This is a genomic window from Granulicella sp. L46 (assembly GCF_009765785.1).
Taxonomy (GTDB): domain Bacteria; phylum Acidobacteriota; class Terriglobia; order Terriglobales; family Acidobacteriaceae; genus Granulicella.
Genome location: NZ_LMUT01000025.1, coordinates 111,644 through 133,360 on the forward strand (window position 1 = coordinate 111,644; position 21,717 = coordinate 133,360).

21 protein-coding genes are annotated in these 21,717 nt (G+C 61.3%); 13 read left to right on the forward strand and 8 right to left on the reverse strand.

Translation table 11 applies throughout. From position 1 onward, the window contains the following. Positions 1 to 153: 153 nt before the first annotated feature. From GSQ80_RS20435 to GSQ80_RS20450, 4 genes are all read left to right on the forward strand, one after another. Positions 154 to 1,314, forward strand: coding sequence for a fatty acid desaturase (locus GSQ80_RS20435; RefSeq protein WP_158789513.1), 1,161 nt, complete (start codon positions 154 to 156; stop codon positions 1,312 to 1,314). 130 nt (positions 1,315 to 1,444) lie between these two features. Further along, complete coding sequence (locus GSQ80_RS20440; protein ID WP_158789514.1) at positions 1,445 to 2,833, forward strand: cytochrome P450; 1,389 nt, start codon at positions 1,445 to 1,447, stop codon at positions 2,831 to 2,833. A gap of 61 nt (positions 2,834 to 2,894) precedes the next feature. Next, positions 2,895 to 4,856 (forward strand): amidase, encoded by a 1,962-nt coding sequence (locus GSQ80_RS20445; protein WP_254059821.1) that lies wholly within the window; start codon positions 2,895 to 2,897, stop codon positions 4,854 to 4,856. Between the two features lie 46 nt (positions 4,857 to 4,902). Beyond that, a complete protein-coding gene (locus tag GSQ80_RS20450) occupies positions 4,903 to 6,345 on the forward strand; it encodes a hypothetical protein (protein ID WP_216850497.1) in 1,443 nt (480 codons plus the stop codon). Here GSQ80_RS20450 and GSQ80_RS20455 read toward each other — a convergent pair. From GSQ80_RS20455 to GSQ80_RS20465, 3 genes are read right to left on the reverse strand one after another with little or no spacing between them, the layout of a single operon-like run. Further along, a complete protein-coding gene (locus GSQ80_RS20455; RefSeq protein WP_158789515.1) occupies positions 6,342 to 7,433 on the reverse strand; it encodes a hypothetical protein in 1,092 nt (363 codons plus the stop codon). The two genes, GSQ80_RS20450 and GSQ80_RS20455, sit on opposite strands and share 4 nt — an antisense overlap. Continuing rightward, positions 7,434 to 7,916, reverse strand: coding sequence for a GatB/YqeY domain-containing protein (locus tag GSQ80_RS20460; protein WP_158789917.1), 483 nt, complete (start codon positions 7,914 to 7,916; stop codon positions 7,434 to 7,436). It lies immediately after the preceding gene. 37 nt (positions 7,917 to 7,953) lie between these two features. Continuing rightward, a complete protein-coding gene (locus GSQ80_RS20465; protein WP_158789516.1) occupies positions 7,954 to 8,523 on the reverse strand; it encodes an isoprenylcysteine carboxylmethyltransferase family protein in 570 nt (189 codons plus the stop codon). Positions 8,524 to 8,620: 97 nt separating this feature from the next. Here GSQ80_RS20465 and GSQ80_RS20470 point away from each other — a divergent pair, with 97 nt between their 5' ends. Both GSQ80_RS20470 and GSQ80_RS20475 read left to right on the forward strand, forming a co-directional pair. Further along, positions 8,621 to 9,871, forward strand: coding sequence for an alanine--glyoxylate aminotransferase family protein (locus tag GSQ80_RS20470; RefSeq protein ID WP_158789517.1), 1,251 nt, complete (start codon positions 8,621 to 8,623; stop codon positions 9,869 to 9,871). Between the two features lie 147 nt (positions 9,872 to 10,018). After that, a complete protein-coding gene (locus tag GSQ80_RS20475; RefSeq protein ID WP_158789518.1) occupies positions 10,019 to 10,549 on the forward strand; it encodes an AAA family ATPase in 531 nt (176 codons plus the stop codon). A gap of 8 nt (positions 10,550 to 10,557) precedes the next feature. Here the strand turns inward: GSQ80_RS20475 and GSQ80_RS23710 are convergent, their stop codons facing one another. Further along, positions 10,558 to 10,686, reverse strand: a complete 129-nt coding sequence (locus GSQ80_RS23710) for a hypothetical protein (RefSeq protein WP_256369922.1) — start codon at positions 10,684 to 10,686, stop codon at positions 10,558 to 10,560. Between the two features lie 594 nt (positions 10,687 to 11,280). On the opposite strand from GSQ80_RS23710, the gene dnaB reads away from it, so the two are divergent. The 3 genes from dnaB to GSQ80_RS20490 all read left to right on the forward strand — a co-directional run bounded on the left by dnaB (position 11,281) and on the right by GSQ80_RS20490 (position 13,954). After that, positions 11,281 to 12,675, forward strand: coding sequence for a replicative DNA helicase (gene dnaB, locus GSQ80_RS20480; RefSeq protein ID WP_158789519.1), 1,395 nt, complete (start codon positions 11,281 to 11,283; stop codon positions 12,673 to 12,675). Between the two features lie 112 nt (positions 12,676 to 12,787). Beyond that, positions 12,788 to 13,168 carry a VOC family protein gene (locus GSQ80_RS20485; RefSeq protein ID WP_158789520.1) on the forward strand — a complete coding sequence of 127 codons (381 nt, stop codon included), beginning with the start codon at positions 12,788 to 12,790 and terminating at the stop codon, positions 13,166 to 13,168. A 33-nt stretch (positions 13,169 to 13,201) separates the two neighbouring features. Then, positions 13,202 to 13,954 carry a YafY family protein gene (locus tag GSQ80_RS20490; RefSeq protein WP_158789521.1) on the forward strand — a complete coding sequence of 251 codons (753 nt, stop codon included), beginning with the start codon at positions 13,202 to 13,204 and terminating at the stop codon, positions 13,952 to 13,954. Here the strand turns inward: GSQ80_RS20490 and GSQ80_RS20495 are convergent. Beyond that, positions 13,920 to 15,743, reverse strand: a complete 1,824-nt coding sequence (locus GSQ80_RS20495) for a murein L,D-transpeptidase (protein ID WP_158789522.1) — start codon at positions 15,741 to 15,743, stop codon at positions 13,920 to 13,922. The genes GSQ80_RS20490 and GSQ80_RS20495 overlap by 35 nt on opposite strands. Before the next feature lie 197 nt (positions 15,744 to 15,940). After that, positions 15,941 to 17,188, reverse strand: a complete 1,248-nt coding sequence (locus GSQ80_RS20500; protein ID WP_158789523.1) for a glycosyltransferase family 39 protein — start codon at positions 17,186 to 17,188, stop codon at positions 15,941 to 15,943. A 144-nt stretch (positions 17,189 to 17,332) separates the two neighbouring features. Here GSQ80_RS20500 and GSQ80_RS20505 point away from each other — a divergent pair, with 144 nt between their 5' ends. Together GSQ80_RS20505 and GSQ80_RS20510 are read left to right on the forward strand one after the other, a co-directional pair. Next, positions 17,333 to 17,749 (forward strand): DUF2251 domain-containing protein, encoded by a 417-nt coding sequence (locus tag GSQ80_RS20505; RefSeq protein ID WP_158789524.1) that lies wholly within the window; start codon positions 17,333 to 17,335, stop codon positions 17,747 to 17,749. Positions 17,750 to 17,806: 57 nt separating this feature from the next. After that, entirely contained in the window at positions 17,807 to 17,986 is a 180-nt protein-coding gene (locus GSQ80_RS20510; RefSeq protein WP_158789525.1) for a hypothetical protein, read from the forward strand. An 83-nt stretch (positions 17,987 to 18,069) separates the two neighbouring features. On the opposite strand, the gene GSQ80_RS20515 is transcribed toward GSQ80_RS20510, so the two are convergent. Next, entirely contained in the window at positions 18,070 to 18,567 is a 498-nt protein-coding gene (locus GSQ80_RS20515; protein WP_254059822.1) for a nuclear transport factor 2 family protein, read from the reverse strand. A 108-nt stretch (positions 18,568 to 18,675) separates the two neighbouring features. Between GSQ80_RS20515 and GSQ80_RS20520 the strand changes: the two genes are divergently transcribed. Together GSQ80_RS20520 and GSQ80_RS20525 are read left to right on the forward strand one after the other, a co-directional pair. Then, entirely contained in the window at positions 18,676 to 19,104 is a 429-nt protein-coding gene (locus GSQ80_RS20520) for a PadR family transcriptional regulator (RefSeq protein ID WP_158789526.1), read from the forward strand. Then, positions 19,101 to 19,691 (forward strand): DUF1700 domain-containing protein, encoded by a 591-nt coding sequence (locus GSQ80_RS20525; protein ID WP_158789527.1) that lies wholly within the window; start codon positions 19,101 to 19,103, stop codon positions 19,689 to 19,691. The genes GSQ80_RS20520 and GSQ80_RS20525 overlap by 4 nt, the downstream gene beginning before the upstream one ends. Before the next feature lie 64 nt (positions 19,692 to 19,755). Here GSQ80_RS20525 and GSQ80_RS20530 read toward each other — a convergent pair whose 3' ends face one another. Then, entirely contained in the window at positions 19,756 to 21,492 is a 1,737-nt protein-coding gene (locus GSQ80_RS20530; protein WP_158789528.1) for a hypothetical protein, read from the reverse strand. Positions 21,493 to 21,717 lie beyond the last annotated feature (225 nt).

The following is a 21,717-nucleotide window of genomic DNA, read 5'->3' on the forward strand; positions in this document are numbered from 1 at the left end:
TCCGAATTCTCTTGATTCAGCGTCCTACCCCGGGCTACCATCAAGGTTACCGCTGACAGCCGCAGCGCAGGCCCATGCCATCACCCAACCGCTGCTTCCCGCCCGCATGGGCCAACAGGACAGGATCTACATGACAACCTCGCGGAGTAGCCGTTGACGCCTTATACCGAAGCGGTGCTTACCCTTTCCAGAGACACCCAAGCGCCGGATATAGAAGACCTTGTACCCTCTGAGGCCGCCCTGCAGCAGCCTCACAGCGACCTTGCCGCCGCAGCTTCTTTTCCCAAAGTCCTGCGCCGCCGCCTCGACAGATTCTTTGCCGAAAACAAAGTCTCCCCCAAAGCCAATCCCATGATGTGGACAAAGATTGCCACTGGCACCGCCGTCCTCTTCGGCAGCTGGATCGCCATCTATGCCCTCCACCCGAACTCCTGGGCCTTCATTAGCCTGTACCTTCTGGGAGGCCTCGCCCAGACATTTCTCTTGCTGAATATCGCGCACGACAGCAATCACAATGCGATTTCCTCAGCCCCGCTGGTCAACAAGGCCCTCAACTATGCCTTCGACCTCTGCGGCATCAACTCTTACATGTGGCGCATCCTGCACCACCGCGGCCACCACTCCTGCATCAACCTGCATGGCGAAGACGACGCCCTCACCGGCCGTGGCATCTTCCGCTTCACGCCCCATGAACCGCGCGCTAAGTGGCATCGTTTTCAGCACATCTACGGTCTGCTCTTCTACGCCATGTTCTCGCTCGATTACGTCTTCGTCAGAGACTTCGAGGCCTTCTTCTTTCCCAAGCACGATTACATCAAGCGCACCCGCCACCCCCTGCGCGAGTACGTCATTCTCTTCGCGAGCAAGGCGTTCTACCTCACTTACATGCTTGTTCTGCCAGTAGTGCTGCTGCACATGCCCGTGCTGCAGGTACTCGGCGCTTTCCTGTTAGTCCATCTGGTCGTCGGCTTGAGCGTATCGCTCGTCTTCCAGACCACCCACACCGTTGACACCACCTACTTTCCAGCCGAACGCGGCGAGTTTGATAACGGCGTGTATCACATCTTCGCCACCACCGCAGACTACGCAACCGACAACCCGGTCGTCAGTTGGCTCACCGGCGGCCTCAATCACCACATCGCGCACCACCTCTGTCCATTCGTCTGCCACACCCATTACGCGCCACTCACGCGCATCGTGAAGGAGACGGCAGCGGAGTTTGGTGTACCCTATCGGCAACACCCCACGATGAGCCGAGCCATCGTTCGTCACCTGATCCTTTTGAAGCAACTGGGCAACCAGGATTCCCTTTGATTGCCTGGCCGGTTTGCCTGATCCGTTTGCCTCTTGCGTCCGCCTGATCCGAAACCGCTGACGACCCCAGGCCTTCAAACAATTCCACGAGAGTCTTCACTGTTCTCTGCAACAATCTGGACAGCAAGGCATGACATTGCCCTCATCAATTCCCGCCGTTTCCCGCTTTCGTTCTTTCGCCGACTCGCGCGCGACGGCAGCCAATCCCGTCGAAGTCCTGCAGAAATACAATCAGGAATTCGGCGACACCTTCCGCTTCTATCTCGGTGGCATTAAAGAGGCGATCGTCACTATCGATCCCGCCGTCATTCAGCACGTCCTGAAGACCAACTCTGAGAACTACAAGAAGTCGGACATCCAGGTGAAGCGCATGGGTCACTTCCTTGGCAAGGGGCTCCTCACCACCCACGGAGAAGCCTGGCGCACCCAGCGCCGCCTCATCCAAAAAGGTTTTGACCGCAAGCAGCTCGAAGCCCTGTCTTCGATCATGCAAGACTCGCTCACCGACTCGCTACGCCAGTTCGACAGCCAGATCCACAACGGCCCTGTCGACATCTATCCCCACCTGATGAAGATGACCTTCGCCATGGTCGCGCGATCGCTCTTCGGAGCCCGCCTCAAAGACGAAGACATCGACCTCATCAGCCACACCATCTCCACCGTCCAGGAATTCATCGTCCGGCAAACGCTGCAGCCCTACCTGAACCCGTGGTTCGCGGCGACCGGCGAGCTGCGCAAGCACGAAGAGATGCGCGCCACCGCCGACAACGTTCTTCTCGAATATATCCGCATGCGTCGCCACGAAGAGCCCGGCAGCGACCTGCTCCAGACCTTAATGGACGCCCGCTACGCCGACGGCGAAGGCATGCCCGACTCCCTCATCCTCAGCGAAAGCATGCAGCTGCTAGTAGCTGGCCACGAAACCTCGTCGAACGCGCTCTCCTGGCTGCTCTATCTCCTCAGCACCCATCCCGACGTCCTCGACCGCGTCCGCAACGAGTTCGACGAGATCCTCCACGGCGAACCCTTGAACTTCACCGCCGTCCCGAAATTCGTCTTCACTACCCAAGTCATCAACGAAGCGCTTCGCCTCTACCCGCCCTTCTGGATGATCGATCGCGAAGCCGTAGCCGACGATCGTGTCGGCGATACAGTCATCCCCGCCGGCTCAACCGTCATCGTGTACGTCTACGGAGCCCACCACGCCCCGCGCTATTGGGAGAATCCCGAAACCTTCGACCCCAACCGCTTCACCAAAGAGAATAGTGCGGCGCAGCCGCCCTTCACGCATCTGCCCTTCGGCGGCGGACCGCGCGGCTGCATCGGCGGCAACTACGCCATGCTGCAGATCCTAATGATCCTCAGCACGCTCCTCGGCAAGTACGATCTCGAGCTGCCCCCCGGGCAAACGATCGAACCCCGCGCCATGGTCATCCTCCGCCCCAAAAACGGCATCCGCATGTCCTTCACCGACACGGTACCGAGCCAAGTCCCAGTACCCGCCGGCTGTCCTTACTAACCAAACCAACCTCCCTCGCCCGCCCCCCGCCGCGATCAGCAGCGAACGCCGAACTGTCTCCATGTATCCTGCCGAAATGAGCTCGAACCAGCCGCCCACCCTTCCAGCCACTCAGCATCTCCACACCACTCGCCGCCGCCTTCTAGCCGCTTCCGCCGCCGCCGGTCTCGGCGGAACGCTCTTCCCCGGCGCCCTGCTCGCCCTGGCTACTAACGCCTCCGCCGCGCAGGCGCCCACACAAACCGATCTCCGCGGCTGGCCTGCCATCACCCCGGAGATGATCGAGGCGGCCGCAACCATCGCCGCCATCAAGGTCACGCCCGAGCAGATCAAGATGCTGCTCGACGACGTTCTCGGCCAGCGCAACTCCGCGCTCCGCGTCCGCGACCTGCACCTGCCCAACAGCGTTGCCCCCACCGCCGTCTTCAATCCTGTCCCGGCTGGAACTCCCGGCCCGCAACCCGCGCCCGCGCGCCCCGTCGTGCTCGGTCCAGCACCCTCCATCGCCGGTCTCTCCGCGTCAGAAGAGGAGAAGGTAGCCTTCGCCACCATTCGTCAGATCGGCGAGCTTCTTCGCCACCACAAGCTCACCTCGGTCGAGCTAACCAAGCTCTATCTCACGCGCCTCAAGCGCTACGACCCCACGTTGCACTTCGTCATCACCCTCACCGAAGACCGCGCTCTCGCACAGGCCGCCGCCGCCGATCGCGAGCTCGCCGCAGGCCATGACCGCGGCCCGCTGCACGGCATCCCCTGGGGAGCCAAAGACCTTCTCGCCGTCAAAGGCTACCCAACTACCTGGGGCGCGGCGGGTTTCGAGACCCAGACCTTCGATGAAGACGCCGAAGTCGTCAAGCGTCTCGATGCAGCCGGCGCAGTTCTCATCGCCAAGCTCACCATGGGCGCGCTCGCGCAAGGCGATCTCTGGGGCTATCCGGAAGGCGCAGGCAAGCCGGGCGCTCGCACCCGCAATCCGTGGAATCTGAAGCAGGGAAGCTCGGGCAGTTCCGCCGGCAGCGCTAGCGCAGCCTCCGCCGGCTGTGTAGGTTTCGCCATCGGCACGGAAACTCTCGGCAGCATCTCCTCCCCCAGTACGCGCTGTGGCGTCACCGGCCTTCGTCCCAGCTTCGGCCTGGTGCCGCGCACCGGCGCCATGGCTCTCGTCTGGTCAATGGACAAGATCGGTCCCATCACGCGCTCGGTTGAAGATTGCGCTCTCGTTCTCAACGCAATCTACGGTCCCGATGGCCGCGATCAAAGCGTCCAGCCCGCGCCCTTCCACGCTGATCTGAGTGCCGACATCCACACCCTCCGTGTCGGCTACATCGAGTCCGCGTTCAAGCCACCAACACTTTCGCCCATGTCGCCCGAGGAGACCAAGTCCCTCAGCCCCGCCGAGCTCAAGAAGCACGAACAGCAGCGCAACGCCTCCTTCGCGCAGCGCGCCTACGACCACCAGTTCAACGCGCGCGCACTCGACGCCCTGCGCAGCATGGGCGTCAAGCTCACGCCCGTCGAGATGCCAAGCTTCCACTTCTCCGCGCTACTGAACATCCTCGGAGCCGAAGCCGCCGCTGCCTTCGACGACCTCACCACCTCCGGTCGCGACGCTCTGCTCTCCGGCCAGAAACCCTACGACTGGCCCAACGGCTTCCGCACCTCGCGCTTCCTCTCTGCCGTCGACTACATCCAGGCCGAGCGCGCCCGCTCCCTCGCGCTCTCTGCCATGCACCAACTCTTTGCCAACTTCGACGTCATCGTCACCCCAAGCGGAGGCACGCAACTCACCGCCACCAACCTCTGCGGCCAGCCCGCAGTCATCGTGCCCAACGGCCTGCGCGGCCCCGACGCCCCACCCTTCGCACCCACTGCGGACGACGACTGGCCCGACTACGGCGGCCCCGGCACCCCTGTCTCCCTCACCTTCCTCGCGCCGCTCTATCAGGACGCAAAGGCCGTCGCGCTCGCCCACGCCTACCAACTCAAGACCGGCTTCCAGCTCCTCCACCCAAAGCTCGCATGAGCAACTCTGCGCCATTCGCTACCTACCGCGCGTCTCATAGAGATTGATGCTGCAGCGCGCCCTCACCGTCCTTCTTCTCCTCGCCGTTGCCTCCGCGCGCGCTCAGACAAGCACGCCCGCAAACACACCGCCCGTCATGTCCCAAAGCGAACCGATGGTCATGTCCGCGCGGACACTTATCCAAGCCATCCAGGAGCACGGCACCTCCGGCACCAGCATCGAACCCGCCACAACTCCCGTCCCCATGCTCATGACCGACCGCAGCGCCTGGCGACTGATGCTCCACGCCAACGTCTTCATCGCCAACACCCAGCAGCAAGCCAACTCCCCTCGCAATCGCGACGCCTTCTTCTCCACTAACTGGATCATGCCCATGGCCGAGCGCAATTTCGGAGCCAACGGTCGCGGCGGCGAACTCACCCTCCGCACCATGTTTTCGCTCGAGCCCGCCACCGTCCCCGACCGCAACTACCCCGAGCTCTTTCAGCAGGGCGAAACCGCCTACGGCAATCCCATCGTCGACGGCCAGCACCCCCACGACTTCTTCATGGAAGTCGCCGCGCTCTACGACCTCCCACTCTCACCCCACACGCTCCTCAGCTTTTACGGCGCCCCCATCGGCGACCCGGCGATTGGACCGACGGCCTATCCCCACCGCCAGTCCGCGAGCGAAGATCCTATCGCCGCGCTCGGCCACCATCAGCAGGACTCCACGCACATCGCCTTCAACGTCCTCACCGGCGGCCTCACCTATCGCATCGCGCGCATCGAGTTCTCCGGCTTCCACGGCGGCGAGCCCGACGAACATCGCTGGGCCTTCCAACCCTCGCCCAACGGCCACGCCATCGACTCCTACTCCACCCGCCTCACCATCAGCCCCACACCCGACCTGACCGGCCAATATTCCATCGCCCACATCACCAGCCCCGAAGCCCTCTATCCCGGCGAAAATCAGCAGCGCCAAACCGCCAGCATCATGTATCACCACACCTTCCACTCGCGCACCGCGCCAACCCCCACCATGAGCATGCCCGGCATGAACAGGAACTCCACCCAGCAGGGAAGCGCCGCCCACGCGCCGCTGCCCATGCTCATGGTTCCCGACCCGCGCACCGACCTCGCCACCACCTTCCTCTGGGGCCGCGCCCGCTCGCTCACCGACAACAGCAAAGAAAACAGCTACCTAGCCGAAGCTCTCCTCCGCTTCGCCTCCACCAACTACATCTGGACGCGCGTAGAAAACGCCGGCCGCTCGAACGAACTTCTGCTAACCCCCGGCACTCCACTCCCACCCAACTTCGTCGAAACCCCCATCGGCCACGTAGCTGCCTACACCTTCGGCTACGACCACGACCTCCCCTTCGGCCACCACATCCTGATCGCCCCCGGCGCGCAGCTAACGATCTACCGCACCCCCGAAGCATTGCGCCCCACCTACGGCAACACCCCCACCGCCGAAACCATCTTCGTCCGCTTCCGCCTCCGCTAAGGAAGTCGATAGAGCGTCAGCTTCAGCGGAGACCCAACCACGAACATCGAACCATCTGGCGAGAATGCTGTCCAAGACTGTTCATCTGCAAGTTCATCCGGCGCCACCTCAGTAATGGGCTGACCCGTATCAACCGAATAGATGACAAACTTCTCCTGCTTGATCGAGTGCATACCGCTGAAGCTCGCAACCTGCAGGGCGAATCGCTTGCCGTTCTGCGACACCCCCGCATACGAAAACGCGTCCTTCAAAGCGATTGTTCGTACCAAGTTGCCGTGAGTGTCGATGATCAATGGACTCTTGCATCCAGGCTCAAGAATCAGCTCATTGGTAAGAAACTGCGGTCGACCGCCGCACTTGCCGTGATACAGCAGATGATCGCCTGTAGCGTCATAGTAGGTAACGAAACCAACATCTTTCGGATAGTCGCGTATCCAATGGACGTTATCGGTGATTACGCCGTTGTCGCTTACAGACGTATCCGCTAACGGAGTTGCGGTCAGCGGCTTTGCTTTGAGCGTATGCGTGTCGAGTAGCTCGTAACCCGGGCTAGTTGCATTGCCCAACATTGAGCCGCCAGGTGAATCGTTCTGCACTCTGCCGAACTTATGTCCGCTAGCTTGATAGTCAAAACTCCCATCATCTTTCAGATCGGAAGTCAGTCGAAGAACCATGCGCCCGGCTGCGATGACGTGACCGTCATCGGTAGCAAATAGCGGAAGCGAGCCGAATGCAAGGAATTCGCGCGTGTCCTTCACCTCGCCAGTCTTCGCGTCAAGCGAAAGAAGCTGATAGACCTCCGCCATAACCTGCGCGCCTTCCACTTTGCGCATGCCAATTTGCGACGCGACAACAATTCGATCTCCCGCGAACACCACACTCCGTGTCGCCGAAAAGATCGACCTGGTCTGTGAGTCGACATGTGGACCGCTGAAAGTAGGGCCGCCGGAGCCGAAGCTAACCCCCATGACAGGCTCACTCTTCGTAAGCGGCCCCACCGACCAGATGCGTGTTGCCTCCGGCAGCTTCTGCGCCAAACAAGATCCGGCAGCGGCCAACAGCGCAAGGCCGCGAATGAACTTGCGCATCTACGCCCCCTTCGCCAGCTCCGCCTTCACCAACTCACTCACCAGCTTCCCATCCGCGCGCGCCCCGCTCGCCGCAATCTTCGCCTGTGCGACCTTCATCACCGAGCCCATCTCCTTCGGCCCAGGCTTCGTCCCGCCATTCTCCGCGGTCACTTGCTCGACAGCGGCGGCCACCAGCGCACGCAAATCATCCTCGCTCGCAGCCTTCGGCATGTACGCCTCGATCAGCCCAATCTCCACCTGCTCCTTCGCCGCAAGCTCCGGCCGCCCACCCTTCGTGAACTGTTCAATCGACTCCCGCCGCTGCTTCAACATGGTCGTCAAAATCGACTGCTCTTCCGCATCGGTCAATGGCTCGCGCTTATCAATCTCTTTATTCTTCAGCGCAGACTTCACCATCCGCAGCGTCGTCAGCGTCTCCTGCTCGCGCGCCTTCATCGCCGTCACAATATCCTTACCCAGCTTCTCGCCAATCGCAGCCATCATTCACTCTCCGTCCACCAGTCTACGCGGGCAGCGCTCAGTAAATCCCCGGAATCAGCCGCTTCGTCCTCTGGCTATAGTCCACATACTCCTTGCCAAACGCCCCTGTCAGCGCGGCCTCCTCCACGTGGATGCGATACAGCAGTGCCACCGCCGGCAGCCCCACAATGATCCCCAACCCCAGCCAGTTATGCGTATCCAACCCAATCGCCAGAAAGATCAGCAGCAATCCCGTGTACGACGGATGCCGCACCACGCGAAACAGTCCCGACCGGTTCAGCTTCTGCGTCGAATGAATCGCCACGTTTGCGCTGAACGATTTTCCCAGCGTATAAATCGCGCTCCACCGAATCACCAGCCCCACCGTCAGCAATCCCAGGCAAACATACGCAAACCAATGTCCCGCCTGGAACTTCGTCGGCTCATAGACCGCCCCTACCCACGACCCCACGAACATCGCGCCAAAGATCGTAAACCACAGCACCAGCAGCGACCCCCGATCGCGCACCTCGCCACCGCCCCGCCGCGTCCGCGTCACCACCAGTACCAGCACTTCGCCCACAATCCATGCCCAATACAGCGCTATCCAAATCCAGTGAGTTGCCATGCAGCCAGTCTCTCCCACCTTCCCCCCGCGAACAAGCGATAAACGTCTTGGAAATCCCTGACAATCGTCATCCCCGCCCACCCGCTAAAATAAATCCATGATCCGCAAGACACGTCTCTTCACGCCCGGTCCAACGCCCTTGCTTCCCGCCGCCCAGTTCGCCATGGCCGCGGCCGACATCCATCACCGCACCGCCGAATTCCGCGCCCTCTACACCCGCGTCCTCGCCCAGCTCAAAGAGTTCGTCGGCACCAGGAACGACGTCATCCTCCTCTCCAGCTCAGGCACCGGCGCCATGGAAGCCTCGGTCTCCAACCTCACGTCTCCCGGGGATCGTGTGTTGATCCTGACAGCCGGGAAATTCGGCGAGCGCTGGTCCGGCATCTGCAAAGCCTTCGGCTGTCACGTCGACGTAGTCAGCGCACCCTACGGCCAGACCTTCTCCATCGACGAAGTCAAGGCCTCGCTGCACCTCGAAACTCGCGCCGTCTTCATGCAGGCCACCGAGACCTCCACCGGCGTCCGCCACTGCGTTCCCGCCATCGCCAAGCTTCTCAAGGACACCCACTCGGAAGCCCTCCTCATCGTCGACGCCATCACCGGCCTCGGCACCACGCACCTCGACATGGACGCCTGGGGAGTAGACGTCCTCGTCGGCGGCTCGCAGAAGGCCGTCATGATTCCCCCCGGCCTCAGCTACCTTGCAATCAGCGACCGCGCTTGGGACCGCATGGAAGCCACCTACAACCCGCGCTACTACTTCGACCTCCGCAAGGAGCGCAAGAACGCAAAGCTCGGCGAGTCCGCTTACACTCCAGCCGTAGCCCTCATCGCCGCTCTAGGTGCAGCCTTCGACTGGATCGCCGCGCAAGGTGACGGATCTTTGGTAGAAGGCCGCAAGCGCCTAATCGAGAACGCCGAAACGGTAGCCGCCATGACCCGCGCGGCCATGATCGCGCTAGGCCTCAAACTCTTTGCTCCCGATGCCTCCGGTGCCGCAGCCACCGCCGTCCTCGCCCCCGAAGGCGTCGACTCCGGCATCTTCGTCAAGGAACTAAAATCCCGCTTCGCCGCCATCATCACCAACGGCCAGGGCGAGATGAAGGGCCAGATCTTCCGCATAGCCCACCTCGGCTTCTTCGACTACATGGACACCATCGCTCTCATCGGCGCCCTGGAACAAGTAGTCGTAAAATCCGTCCCGCAACTAAACGCGAAGTTCGGCGACGGTCTAATCGCCGCGCAAAAACTCTACGCCGAACGCTCGCCCACAGCAGCCGCCGACAACAAATGCCTCTGCGGCCGCGAACTAACCCACTGCTCCCTCCAACACCCCGACGCCAAGTAATTCGTTGCTTCCATGGTTGTCAGTTTCTCGCCGTCATCCTGAGCGCAGCGAAGGACCCCCGTATTGGTCCTTCGCTCGCCGGACCTCAACCTTGAAACAGAGCGATCGTCTCAACCGATCGCTCGTGCTAATCTCCGACAACCCACCATGCGCCTGATCTTCCTCTACGGCCTCCCCGCCACCGGCAAGCACACCATCGCGCAGCACCTCGCAACGCTCACCGGCTACAAACTCTTCCACAACCACCTCGCCGTCGACCTCCTTCTCTCGGTCTTCGACTTCGGCACCCAACCCTTCGTAGAACTCCGCGAACAAATCTGGCTCTCCGTCTTCGAGCAAGCCGCCGCCACCAACCTCCCCGGCCTCATCTTCACCTTCGCCCCCGAGCGCACCGTCCGCCCCACCTTCATCCCCGCAACCCTCGACATCCTCGCCCACCACCACGCCACGGTAGACTTCATCGAACTCACCTGCCCGCTCCCCGAACTAAAGCAGCGCCTAGACAACCCCTCCCGCCAGCGCTTCCAAAAACTAACCTCGACCACCCTCTTCGACCAACTCCACGCCGACGGAGTCTTCGACGCCTCGCACATGCCGACCCCCCGCCTCACCGTAGACACCAGCCTCCACACCCCCGAAGCCGCCGCCGAAGCCATCGCCCAGGCCCTCGGCCTGTAGCAGCTGTCCTATGGCATCTTTACCCGGCCGTAGATAAAGTCGCCCGATCCACAGCGAATCAAAATCTCATGCGCGCTGGTGTTCGGTATCACATGTACCGACGTCTCGTCGCAGTCGCCTTCGTCTCCAATATGCATGCTGAAAAGCCTCTTCTCCACAAGAGGGAAGTATCGGGGCCGTTGGACGATCGTCACCCCTTCCCAATCGATTCCAGCCCAACCGCCAGAGGCCCGAAACAGGATGAGATGGTCGCCAAGCCTAGTCTCCGAATCAGGCAGATCGGTTACCAAATATGCTTTGACTAGGCCATAGCAGAGCAGCAAAACGACCAATAGGCCCAAACTCCGCAGAGCCGCGATCACTGGCGATATCTTTTGTTTGATGAGAGCGACGCCTAATAAACAAATCGATGAGGTGTAAGCGAGCGCCAGATTCAAAGCTTGTGGCCAGAATCCGCTAAGCGACCAACAAGTAAAAAGAGTAAAAAGCCCCAGACTCAAACTGATTGTGAAGAACATCAACAGCGCACGGCGCCGATCAGCGTGAAGCCTTCCCCAACGTCTCTGAAGCAACCACCCCAGTAACGGACCGAGTGGGAGCGCGATCACCCATAAAATCCATATCTTGGACCCTGAGACATACATGCGTGGCCAAAGTCTATACCCGCGCTCCACATCCCCACACCAGTTCTCCACCGATCCACCACCGCCCCTCCCCGTAAACTTATACCCATGGCCGCTCTAGCAATGCCGAACCCGAACGACGGCCTACCGTCCTCCATTCAAACCGAGGTCACCGTCCTCGGCGCCATGCTGCTCGACGCTGTCGCCATCACCGACGCCACCGCCAAGCTCCGCCCGGAAGACTTTGCCCTCGACTCCCACCAGCGCATCTACCGCATCATGGTTGACCTCATGGCGCTCGGCCACGCCGTCGACCTCATCACCGTCATGGACGCGCTCACCAAACGCCGCGAGCTCGACGCCATCGGCGGCGCGGCCTACCTCGCCTTCCTCACCGAAGGCATCCCGCGCAACCCCAACATCGAGTCCTACGTCCGCATCGTCAAGGACAAATCGCTCCTCCGCCAGCTCCTCAGCATCTTCAACGAGGGCATGGCCGCCGCCGCCGACCAGACCGAGGACGCCACCAAGGTCCTCAACGACGTAGAAGTCCGTCTCGCGGAAGTGGCCGACAGCGCCATCCAGCGCGGCTTCTCCAACATCCCCGAAATCGTCGCCAGCTCCTTCGGCAGCATCGATGCCCTCTACGAGCAGGGCAGGGAAGTCACCGGCCTCGCGACCCACTACATCGAGTTCGACAAGATGACGAGCGGCCTCCAAAACTCCGAACTCATCATCATCGCAGCCCGCCCCTCCATGGGCAAGACCGCCTGGGCCATCAACATCGCCCAGAATTGCGCCGTCAAGGACAGCAAAGTCGTAGCGGTTTTCTCGCTGGAAATGTCGAAGGAATCACTCCTCCGCCGCATGCTCGCCAGCGAAGCCATGGTGGGCTCGCGAAAATTACAGACCGGCTTCATACCCCGCGAAGACAAGGGCAAACTAATCGCCGCGCTCGACCGCCTCATGAACTCCAAAATGTTCATCGACGACACCCCCGGCATCACCCTCGCCGAAATGCGCGCCAAAGCCCGCCGCCTCCGCCAGCAGGAAGGCGCTCTCGACCTAATCGTCATCGACTACCTCCAGCTCATGACCGGCTCCTCCGGCAGCTCGAAAAAGCAATTCGAGAACCGCACCCAGGAAGTCAGCAGCATCTCGCGCGGCCTCAAAGCTCTCGCCAAGGAACTCGGCGTACCCGTAGTAGCCCTCTCGCAGCTCTCGCGCGGCTCCGAACAGCGCACCGGCGACAAGAAGCCTCTACTCTCCGACCTCCGCGAATCAGGTTCCATCGAGCAGGACGCTGACGTCGTAGCCTTCATCCATCGCGAAGAGTACTACGACCGCGAGAACGAAGACATCAAAGGCCAGGCCGAAATCATCATCGCCAAGCAACGCAACGGCCCCACCGGCACCGTAAAGCTAGCCTACCTGGCCGACTTCACCCGCTTCGAAAACCTCGACACCTCGCACCTCGGCGACTCCGGCGGCGACGCCTACTAAACACCCACCCCACAAAATAATCCCCACTCCTGCCATCCTCCTGACACAATGCTGTCAGGAGCCCTCTCCTATCCTGCGACTGTACTTATTTCAGCCGCACAGGAGACACACCATGAGCAAGTTCGAAAACAACGCAGTCACCTGGTTCGAAATCCCCACCACCGACTTCGCCCGCGCCACCAACTTCTACGAAACAGTCCTCGACGCCAAGCTGATCCCCTATCCCGGCGGCGCGCCCTGCAGCATCTTCCCCCACCAGGACGGCGGCGTCAGCGGCTGCATCGTCCAAAGCCCAAACCACAAGCCTTCCAGCGAAGGCGCCGTCGTCTACCTCAACGCCGACGGCAAACTCGACGCCAGCCTCAAGCGCGCCGAAAAACTCGGCGTCCCCATCCTCGTCCCACGCACGGAAATCCCCGGCGGCTTCGGCTTCTACGCCTGCCTCCAGGACTCGGAGGGCAACCACGTTGGCCTGCACAGCAAAATGTTTTAGCCGCGACTCCCGCGCCTCAAGCGAGCCCCTCGCATGAGGCGCGCCGACCGCCTCTTCCGCATCGTGCAGCTCCTCCGTTCCGGCCGCCTGAAGACCGCTCGCGCCCTCGCTGAGCGTCTTCAGGTCTCCGAGCGCACCATCTACCGTGACATCGTAGATCTCCAACTCGCCGGCCAGCCCATCGAAGGCGAAGCCGGCGTCGGCTACACTCTGCGCCGCGAGTTCGATCTCCCACCACTCATGTTCGCGCCCGAAGAGCTAACCGCCCTCGTCCTCGGCGCCCGTCTTGTCAAAGCCTGGGGAGGCGCCGAGAACGCCCTCGCCGCAGGCAACGCCCTCGCACGCATCGAAGCCGTTCTCCCACCCGAATTAGCCGCCAGCCTCGACGCAATTCTCATGTACGCGCCCGGCTTCCAGATGCCGGACAGCGTGCGCCGTCTGCTCGATCGCGTCCACGCCGCCTGCGCCGCCCGTCGCGTCCTCAGCTTTGCCTACACCCGACTCAACGGCGAACTCTCCGAACGCACCGTCCGCCCCCTCGCCCTCTATTGCTGGAGCGGCACCTGGACCCTCGTCTCCTGGTGCGAGCTCCGCAAAGACTTCCGCACCTTCCGCCTCGACCGCATCACCAACTGTGAACAGCTCGACCGCACCTTCGAGCAGCGCCGCGGCCAGCGACTCAACGACTACCTCAAGCGCATGCACGCAGAATACGCCGCCGCCAACGCCCGCCTCGCCGCCGGCGAATCCGCTACTCTGTTTCCCCAGGCACCAGCTTCGGATTGATCTTCACCTCGTCGCGCTCATACGGTCGACCCTTCGCCAGCGCGGCCTCCAGGTCTTTGTCATACCCATAGATGTCGTTGAAGAAGTGCGTCGTGCCATCCTCATCCGGCATCGCCGTAAAGTACGCAATCACCACCGGCAGCGGCGTCTTCAGGTTATACGTGCGATTATTCATGTCGCCCGTCATCGCCAGATCCACCTTGTCCGCGTCCCACCCATTCTCCGCATCCGGATCGCTCTGATCCCCATGCAACACCCACAGCGCCATCTGGTCTGCATGCTGCAGTCTCACGCATCCATGCGACCTGTCCCGCTTGTACAGCCCAAACAAATAAAGCTCCGGCGTCGAATGCATGTACACGTCATACGAGTTCGGAAACAGAAACTTCACCAGCCCCAGCGAATTCTTCGGCCCCGGCAACTGCCGCACGTTGTATTTCAGGTGCTCGATATCATGCACCGTAAAGTCGGTCACCACCGTGCCATCGTTCTTGTACACCTGGTAGTCATTGGCCGCAAGATACCCCAAGCCACTCTTCTCCAAATGCGGCACAATCTCTTTCTTGATAATCGACGGCGGCAGATTCCAGTAAGGCCGAAACACCACGTACCGCATCAGCCGCACAAACATCGGCGTATCGTGATTCCCCTTCGCCTCGCCGTCGATCACCTTCATCTTGAACGCCAGAGTGTGGTCCGCCTCATAGGTCCGCAGCATGAACTCCGGCAGATTAGCCATCACCCGCGGCTGCATATAGTTATCGGGCAGCCAGCGCCAGCGCTCCAGCGAATTCTCCAACTGCTGCACGCGCACACTCATAGGCACATTCAGGCTGTCGATCGTCGCCTGTCCCAGCTTGCCATCGTCCTGCAACCCATGCCGCCCCTGGTAATGCTTCACCGCCGCCGCAACCTCCGCGTTATAGCTCTGCGGACCTTTCGCCGCTGCATCATCCGCAGCCGCATCGCCCTCAAGCTGCAGCCGTGCCCACAACTCCGGCACTGCCGCGTATGCTCCGCCCACCCCCACTGGCTTCGCCCCACTCGGCAGCGGCGGCAACGCAGCCGACATCGCCGCGCCCTGCTGCATCGCCAGCTCGCGATACGCAGCCAGCGCCTGCTCCGTCGCCTTGTACATCGGATTCACCGGCTCCACGCTCTCCGCCACCTGCGCCACATTCTCCGCGTCGACCACCTGGTTATTCAACAGCGTCGCCACATCAAACGCCGCCCGTTTCTGCGGCGTATCAATATCAAAGTTCAGCGCCTGCGGATTCACCCGCCCCACATGCAGGTCCTCAAAATACCGCATCGCCGAAATCGTCATCGCCACATCAAATTGCGCGACGGCATCCTGCGCCGCATCCGAAGTATCCTTCGCCTTCGCAATCGCTGCCAGCCGCGTCAGCCGCGGAGTCCACCGCCCCTGTCCCGCAGTGTCTACGTCATAGTCTGTTGGATTCAGCCCCTTCGCCGCCGCATCCTGAAACAACTGCAGCAACGCCATCGCGGCATTGGTTGGTTTGCCATCACGCGTCCACGCCAGCTCGTTATCGCGATCGTTGTAAAACTTCTGCACATTGCCAAGGTCATCGGCATAGTTCGGCCAGCGTAAACCCGTCAGCGTCGAGAACTTATCCAGCCGCTCCACATTGCCCGCATAGTCCGTAGTATTCGGCGGCGACGTCGCCTTGCGCTTATGCCCCTTGCACCCCGTCATCCACAGCAGCACGCACCCACACACCATCGCAGTCAGCGTCGAACGAACAGCAGTTGAACGAAACTTCATACGCGACGCGGCCTCGAGGTAATGTATCTAGAGCCTATACGCACCCAGCCCTGAGGATGTTAACTCTCGCTCGAACCCACCCCTTCTCATACGATGCAAAACCTCATGCACCCACAAACGCCGGGTGCCCCATTCATCGCGTTCTTTGCGATGAGTGGGATGCAGGATGCTGCTGCCATGACCGCCCCCGTCGCTGATCAGCCCGGCAACAGTCCTGCCATCCACACCCAGCACAGCACCGCCTGCGTCACCACCACCGCCGCCGTCAGCACCAAAAACATCTTCCGCTCCCTATTCCTCTTCGTCGCCGCCACAGGCCGCATCTCCGCACTCGGCCGATCCAGCACATCAGCAAACACCCCACCCACAAACGTAAACAAAAACGGCAGCGCCCACACCCACGGAGCGCTCACCACCTGCGTCGTATACAGCGGAAACAGCAGCAGCAACATCAGCAGCGGAGCCGTATTGCCAAAGTACCGGCTGCGCCTGCTCCACACATACACCACCATCGCCACAGCCGACGCCACCACAATCCCCGCATTCACCGGCGACGTCGCAAACCGCCGCATGGCATCCAAGGCAAACCAGCACCGCGCGCTCCCGCCCGTAAACACATACAGAAACGCCGTCAGCTTGAAACTAAAACTCGCAAACACCATCACCAGCGCCCCCAGTGCGGCATACACCATAATCTGCGCCACATACGCGCGCCGCCGCTCCGCAAGGTAAAAGAAGAACGCCATCCCTGCCACAAATCCGACGATCGCCGCCAGCACGTGCGCGGTCGCCGTCAGTCCCAGCGCGACGGTCAGCAGAATAATCCGAGGCTTCCACTTCGACCGCGGCCCCTGCAGCGCATGCGCCACGCCCATCGCCGTATAGATCAGCCCATACAGCCCCCACATTGCAAGAATTTCGTTATTCGGATGCGTCGCATACTTCACAATCGCCGGGCAGAACACATACATCGCCAGCGCGAACGCCCCGCCCTCCGGCCCAAACAGCCGCTTCGACACCCACCACAACCCACCCCCCAGCCACACCGCAAACAGCACAAACGGCACTCGCAGCAAGTACTTCACAAACCCCAGTTCGTGCCGAGCCTCCCACGTCGTTCCATTCAGGCTGCCATTCGCATACAGCCGATTCTCCGGCTTACGAAAGTGATCCACGCTCAACAGCACCGCCCGCTGCACCGTCAGCGGAAACCCAGCCAGCCGATACGCCAGCGTCCCATCCCCATTCAAATTTCCGCAAGTCGTAAAGTATCCCTGCAGCACCGACGGGCTCTCCCACATCTCGCGCCCGCAGTGTGCATAGCGGTAGTCATTAGCGTCCAGCGGCTGATGTCCAATCATCCACAAGCACTCGCCAAAGAGCACCAGCAGCAACAACGCAGCAACCCGTTGCGGCCGCCCAATCCTAAACTCACGCAATCTCATCGTCTAAGCCAGTGTATCGAATGCCCCCAAGCGAGAGGTTGTTAGTTCTCAGTTCTCAGTTGGGAGCCTGCCGCCGCCGCAACTGACAACTAACAACTGAGAACTAACAACTAGAACCGACAACCCTAGTACCCTAGAAGCACCATGGACTCGCTCACTTTCACTCCCGGCCGCGCCTTCCTCTCCTCCAACTCCCCCACCCCTCCCTGGACAGCGGTCTTCGAGGACGAGGGCCCCGCCGGCTACTTCTACGCCTGCGACCGCTCGCAGGAGACGCAGGAGCACAGCATCATGGACGCCATGCTCATCTACAACGTCAGCTCCCTCCCCGAACCCGAAAAGCCGCGCCTCGCCAGCGTCGAGTGGTCTCGCGACGGTATGCAGTGTGTCCTCTACCTCGATGGCACTGCCCAGGCCTTCATCGACTTCGCCGCCCACATCAGCTTCTGCCGCTCCGACTTTCCTAACTACATTCAGGAGCAAGGAGATACCTGGCGTAAGTCCACCCACGCTTGGGACGATGCCGTTATCCAGCAATTTGAGGCTGCCATCTATGCATAAAAAGAAATAAGCTTAATCGAAAATTGGCGTATGCTTGTTCGAAAATCGGAGGCCGCTGTGTCCGAATCGCCTAATGCTGGCTGGTCCAACAGTAACAACGCCCCAACCCCTTCGCAGCAGCGCCGCCTTCCCCCCACCCCCAAACAACGTCGCATGGGAAACCGCATCGGCATCGGCGTGATCCTCCTGGCCCTCGCCGTCATCGTCCTCCTCGATCACTACCACGTCATCCACTAACTGACAGTCCCACTCTCGCCGTCCGCGCAGGACCTCGCTTGCGCTCTTGCTTTTCTGGCTGTCATCCCGCAGGGATCTGCTTCTTACTGCTTAGTCAGCGACTCGTGGTCGTAGCTAATCACGCGCGTCACCATCCAGACCCCATCTTTGTTCTGCCACACAGTAATGAACTTCGCCTCCCCACCAATGTCTTTGTCATCTCCCGCCTTGTGGAACCGATGCACCCCAATCTCCACCGCCCCATACCCCTTCAGCCGATACACCTCCATCGACCCCGGCACCAGCGTCCGCTCCACCTTCCCGCAAATGTTCTTCTGAATCGCCTCCAGGAACGGCGCCTTACCCACCATCAGCCCCGTCTGGTCGTGATAAAACTCCAGGTCATCCGACACCATCGCCCCGAGCGTCTTCAGATCGCAATGGTTATAAGCCTCGAACAGTTTCGTATCCAGAGCCGCAACCGTCTGCGTCAACTCCGCCTGCTCCGCCGCAGGAACCGGCGCCTGCGCCAGCACGCAGCAGGGAACCGCTGAGACCGCAACAAGACACACCACGCTCAAAATCGCCGTCCTCATCTTCATATCAAGACACCTCGTGTGTGCACTGCTACGCGTCCGCTGAGCTACCGGTTCCAAGCACTTGACAAAGACCATGCCAGGCAATATACATAGTTATCCGAGGTATCTTGCATGGCCCGCAATAAGCTCACTCCCACCGAAACACCCCCAGAAACTCTCGCCATCCATGCAGGACCAGGACCGTGGGAGGCTCAGCTCCGCAAGGGTGCGGTCGAGATGGCTGCCCTCGCCGCCCTCTGGAACGGTCGCCTCTACGGCCTCGAGATCATCCGCTTCCTCGAGCAGCGCTCCCAGCTTGTCCTCGCCGAGGGCACCGTCTACCCAATCCTCAACCGCCTAAAGGCCGAAGCCATGCTCACCTCCGAGTGGGTCGAAGCCGACGCCGGCCACCCTCGCAAGTATTACTCGCTCACCACGGCCGGCCGTCAGCGCCTCCGCCTCATGGCCGCCGCCTGGCATGACTTCGCCCGCGGCGTCGACAACCTCCTCCAACCTGTCCTCACCCAGCCGGCCCTAACGCAGCAGGAGAAAGCAAAATGACCCTCACCCAGCCCGCCGCTACCCAGCCCATCGCAGCCTACCTCACCGACCTCCGCACCCAGCTCGCCCCCATCAGCCTCACCGACCGCGAAGAGATTCTCCGCGAGATCACCGCGCACATTCGCGACTCCGTCGAAATGGGCACGCCGATCGAAACCGTCTTAGCCCGCCTCGGCACGCCCGCCCAGCTCGCCTCCGAATACCGCGATAGCCAGCTCATCCGCACTGCCAGCCGCAGCCTCTCTCCCATCCTCCTGCTCCGCGCCACGCTTCGTGTCGCCACCAAGGGCGTCACCGGCATCCTCGTCTTCTTCGCCGCGATCTTCGGCTATTCCGTCGGCGTCAGTCTCTTCCTCACCGGCATCTTCAAAGCCATCTACCCCGCATCCACCGGCGTATGGGTAGCGCATGGCCACCTCCTCACCGCCGGCACCAGGCCCAAAATGCCGCATTTCCCTAACCACGAAATCCTCGGCTGGGCTTACATCCCCATCGCCTTCTTCATCGGAGCCAGTCTGACGGTTCTCACCACGCTCGCCATCCGCGCCTTCCTCCGCCTCTCCCAAAAAGTCCAGCGCAGTCTTTAGCTTCCAAAAAAATCCCGGGCCGCGAGAGATCCTCGCAGCCCGGGCCATCTTTCTAACTCAACGTCTACCAACCGCCGTTAGAACCGGTAGGTGCCAGCGCAATCCCGCGGAACACCTCGCCCGCCTGCGCGCTGCGAACCGTCGTGAAGCGCCCCAGGCCATCGTGACCCGCCGGCAGTGTCGTGTCGCTCACGCGATCGGTCACCTTCACCAGCTTGTTTGGATCAGCGCCCGTGTCGCCATTGCTGCTGATGGTGGACGTGATCGCGAAGATCGTTACCGTGCCATCATCGTTGTTCTGCCCGGTGATGTTGCGGCAACCACCCGTCGCCGGATTCAGCGCCGCCGGATACCGCTCCACGCTGTAAGGCACGCCGATGTTCAGCCCGTTCTGCAGGATGTACTGGCGCGTCCAGGTGCCACCCTTCAGCACCCACTTCTGCAAGCCGGCAGTTTGCTGCGACTGTGTATCCGCAACGTTGCCATTCACTGCCGGCGACACCAGCGTTCCATCACCCTCGTCGCAAACATACAGCGTCGTGGGATTGGCAAACCACAGCCCAAACGGAAACGCCGTCGTGGTGCTCGCGGCCGTGTCGGGGAAGCCCGGCAGCACGGTGATCGGTACCGCCGCCAGCGCCGCAGCCGAACCCGTCGGTAGCGTTCCCGCTGTGCCCACCTGGTAGACCGTATTGATGCCGTTGCTGCCGCTGCCCTTGGTCATATACACCGTGTTGTTGAAGATCGTCAGGCCGCGGAAATTCGTATCCTTACCCGGCTTGTCCGTGCCGATCTCCAGCCGTCCAACCATGTCTACGTTCGGCGGCAGCGCCGGCGACCCGCCTGGGAAGAGCAGTTCAACACCCGTATCGTTGACCAGGTTGACGCCATCCTGTGTCTTCGTCAAATCCGACTTGGAAAGGTTGCCGTTGTTGTCGTTGCCCACCATGTAGTAGAGACCGTTGCCACCCTTCATCGCCCCGCGTCCGTTGTCTCCGCTATACGCGTTGCCGTCGGTATAGGTGATGTGGCCGTCCTCGTTCACCTCGGCCACCGCACGGTAGTACGCCGTCGGCATCGTCGGGTTGTTCGGATCAGACGAGAACACCGGGTTCGTCGGATCGCATACGCCCGGCGTGTTGCCATTCGACACATCCAGCAGGTTCGGCCGCGTCGGCGAAACGGTCGACCCGCCGCATCCCACGCCGCCCCGGTACGCCATGAACGTCAGCGACTTCCCATCCACCGACCGGTTCAACGCCAGCTCCGACTTCGAGCTAAAGCTAGTCACAATCTGATCATCCGGAATCGGCAGCGTCCCCACCACAAAGCCATCGGTGGTGAGGTCATCCAGAAACACCGGTGATGTCACGCCGAACGTCGGATCAGAGTTCGCGTTGTTCCACACATTATGCGAATCAAACACATTCGGAAACTCGCCGTTGTCCGAAGCCACGCCGCACGGAACGGCCACGCCCGTCGTCCCACCCGCCAGCAGCGGTACCTGCACCGTCAACCCGGTCGCGCCACCCTGGCACCCAAATGGCAGCGCCTCGCCAATCGTGACCGTCGAAGCCTTCCCCACATACACCGTCCGGCTCAGCACCAGCGTTCCTGGAACGAACCGAAACTCACCGTGCCCAAACCCGAAACCAAACCCATCATGATCGCCAAACCCTTGCCCCCGGCCGTCGCCATGCCCATTCCAATCCGAGTCATGCGCCTGAGCCACTACTGTTGCGGGCAAACCAATCACAACGGCTGCCGACAAAATCGGCGCCGCAATCCACTGCATCTTCATACGGAGAACCTCCGAAGAGAAATCTATCCTCGCCCCCTACCGGCAGATGTAAACACTCCAAGAAAATGAACTGAATAACCTGTCATCTTCGCTCACCCCCCGCAGCCGAATACCGTCCCACCCTGTCGATCCTCGCCCGCCGCGAAATCTCGCTGCCACGAGCTCTCACGCGGGTCTAGAATGTCCTCGTTGAAGACAGGCCTTCTGTCGCTGTCGGCAGCGCCC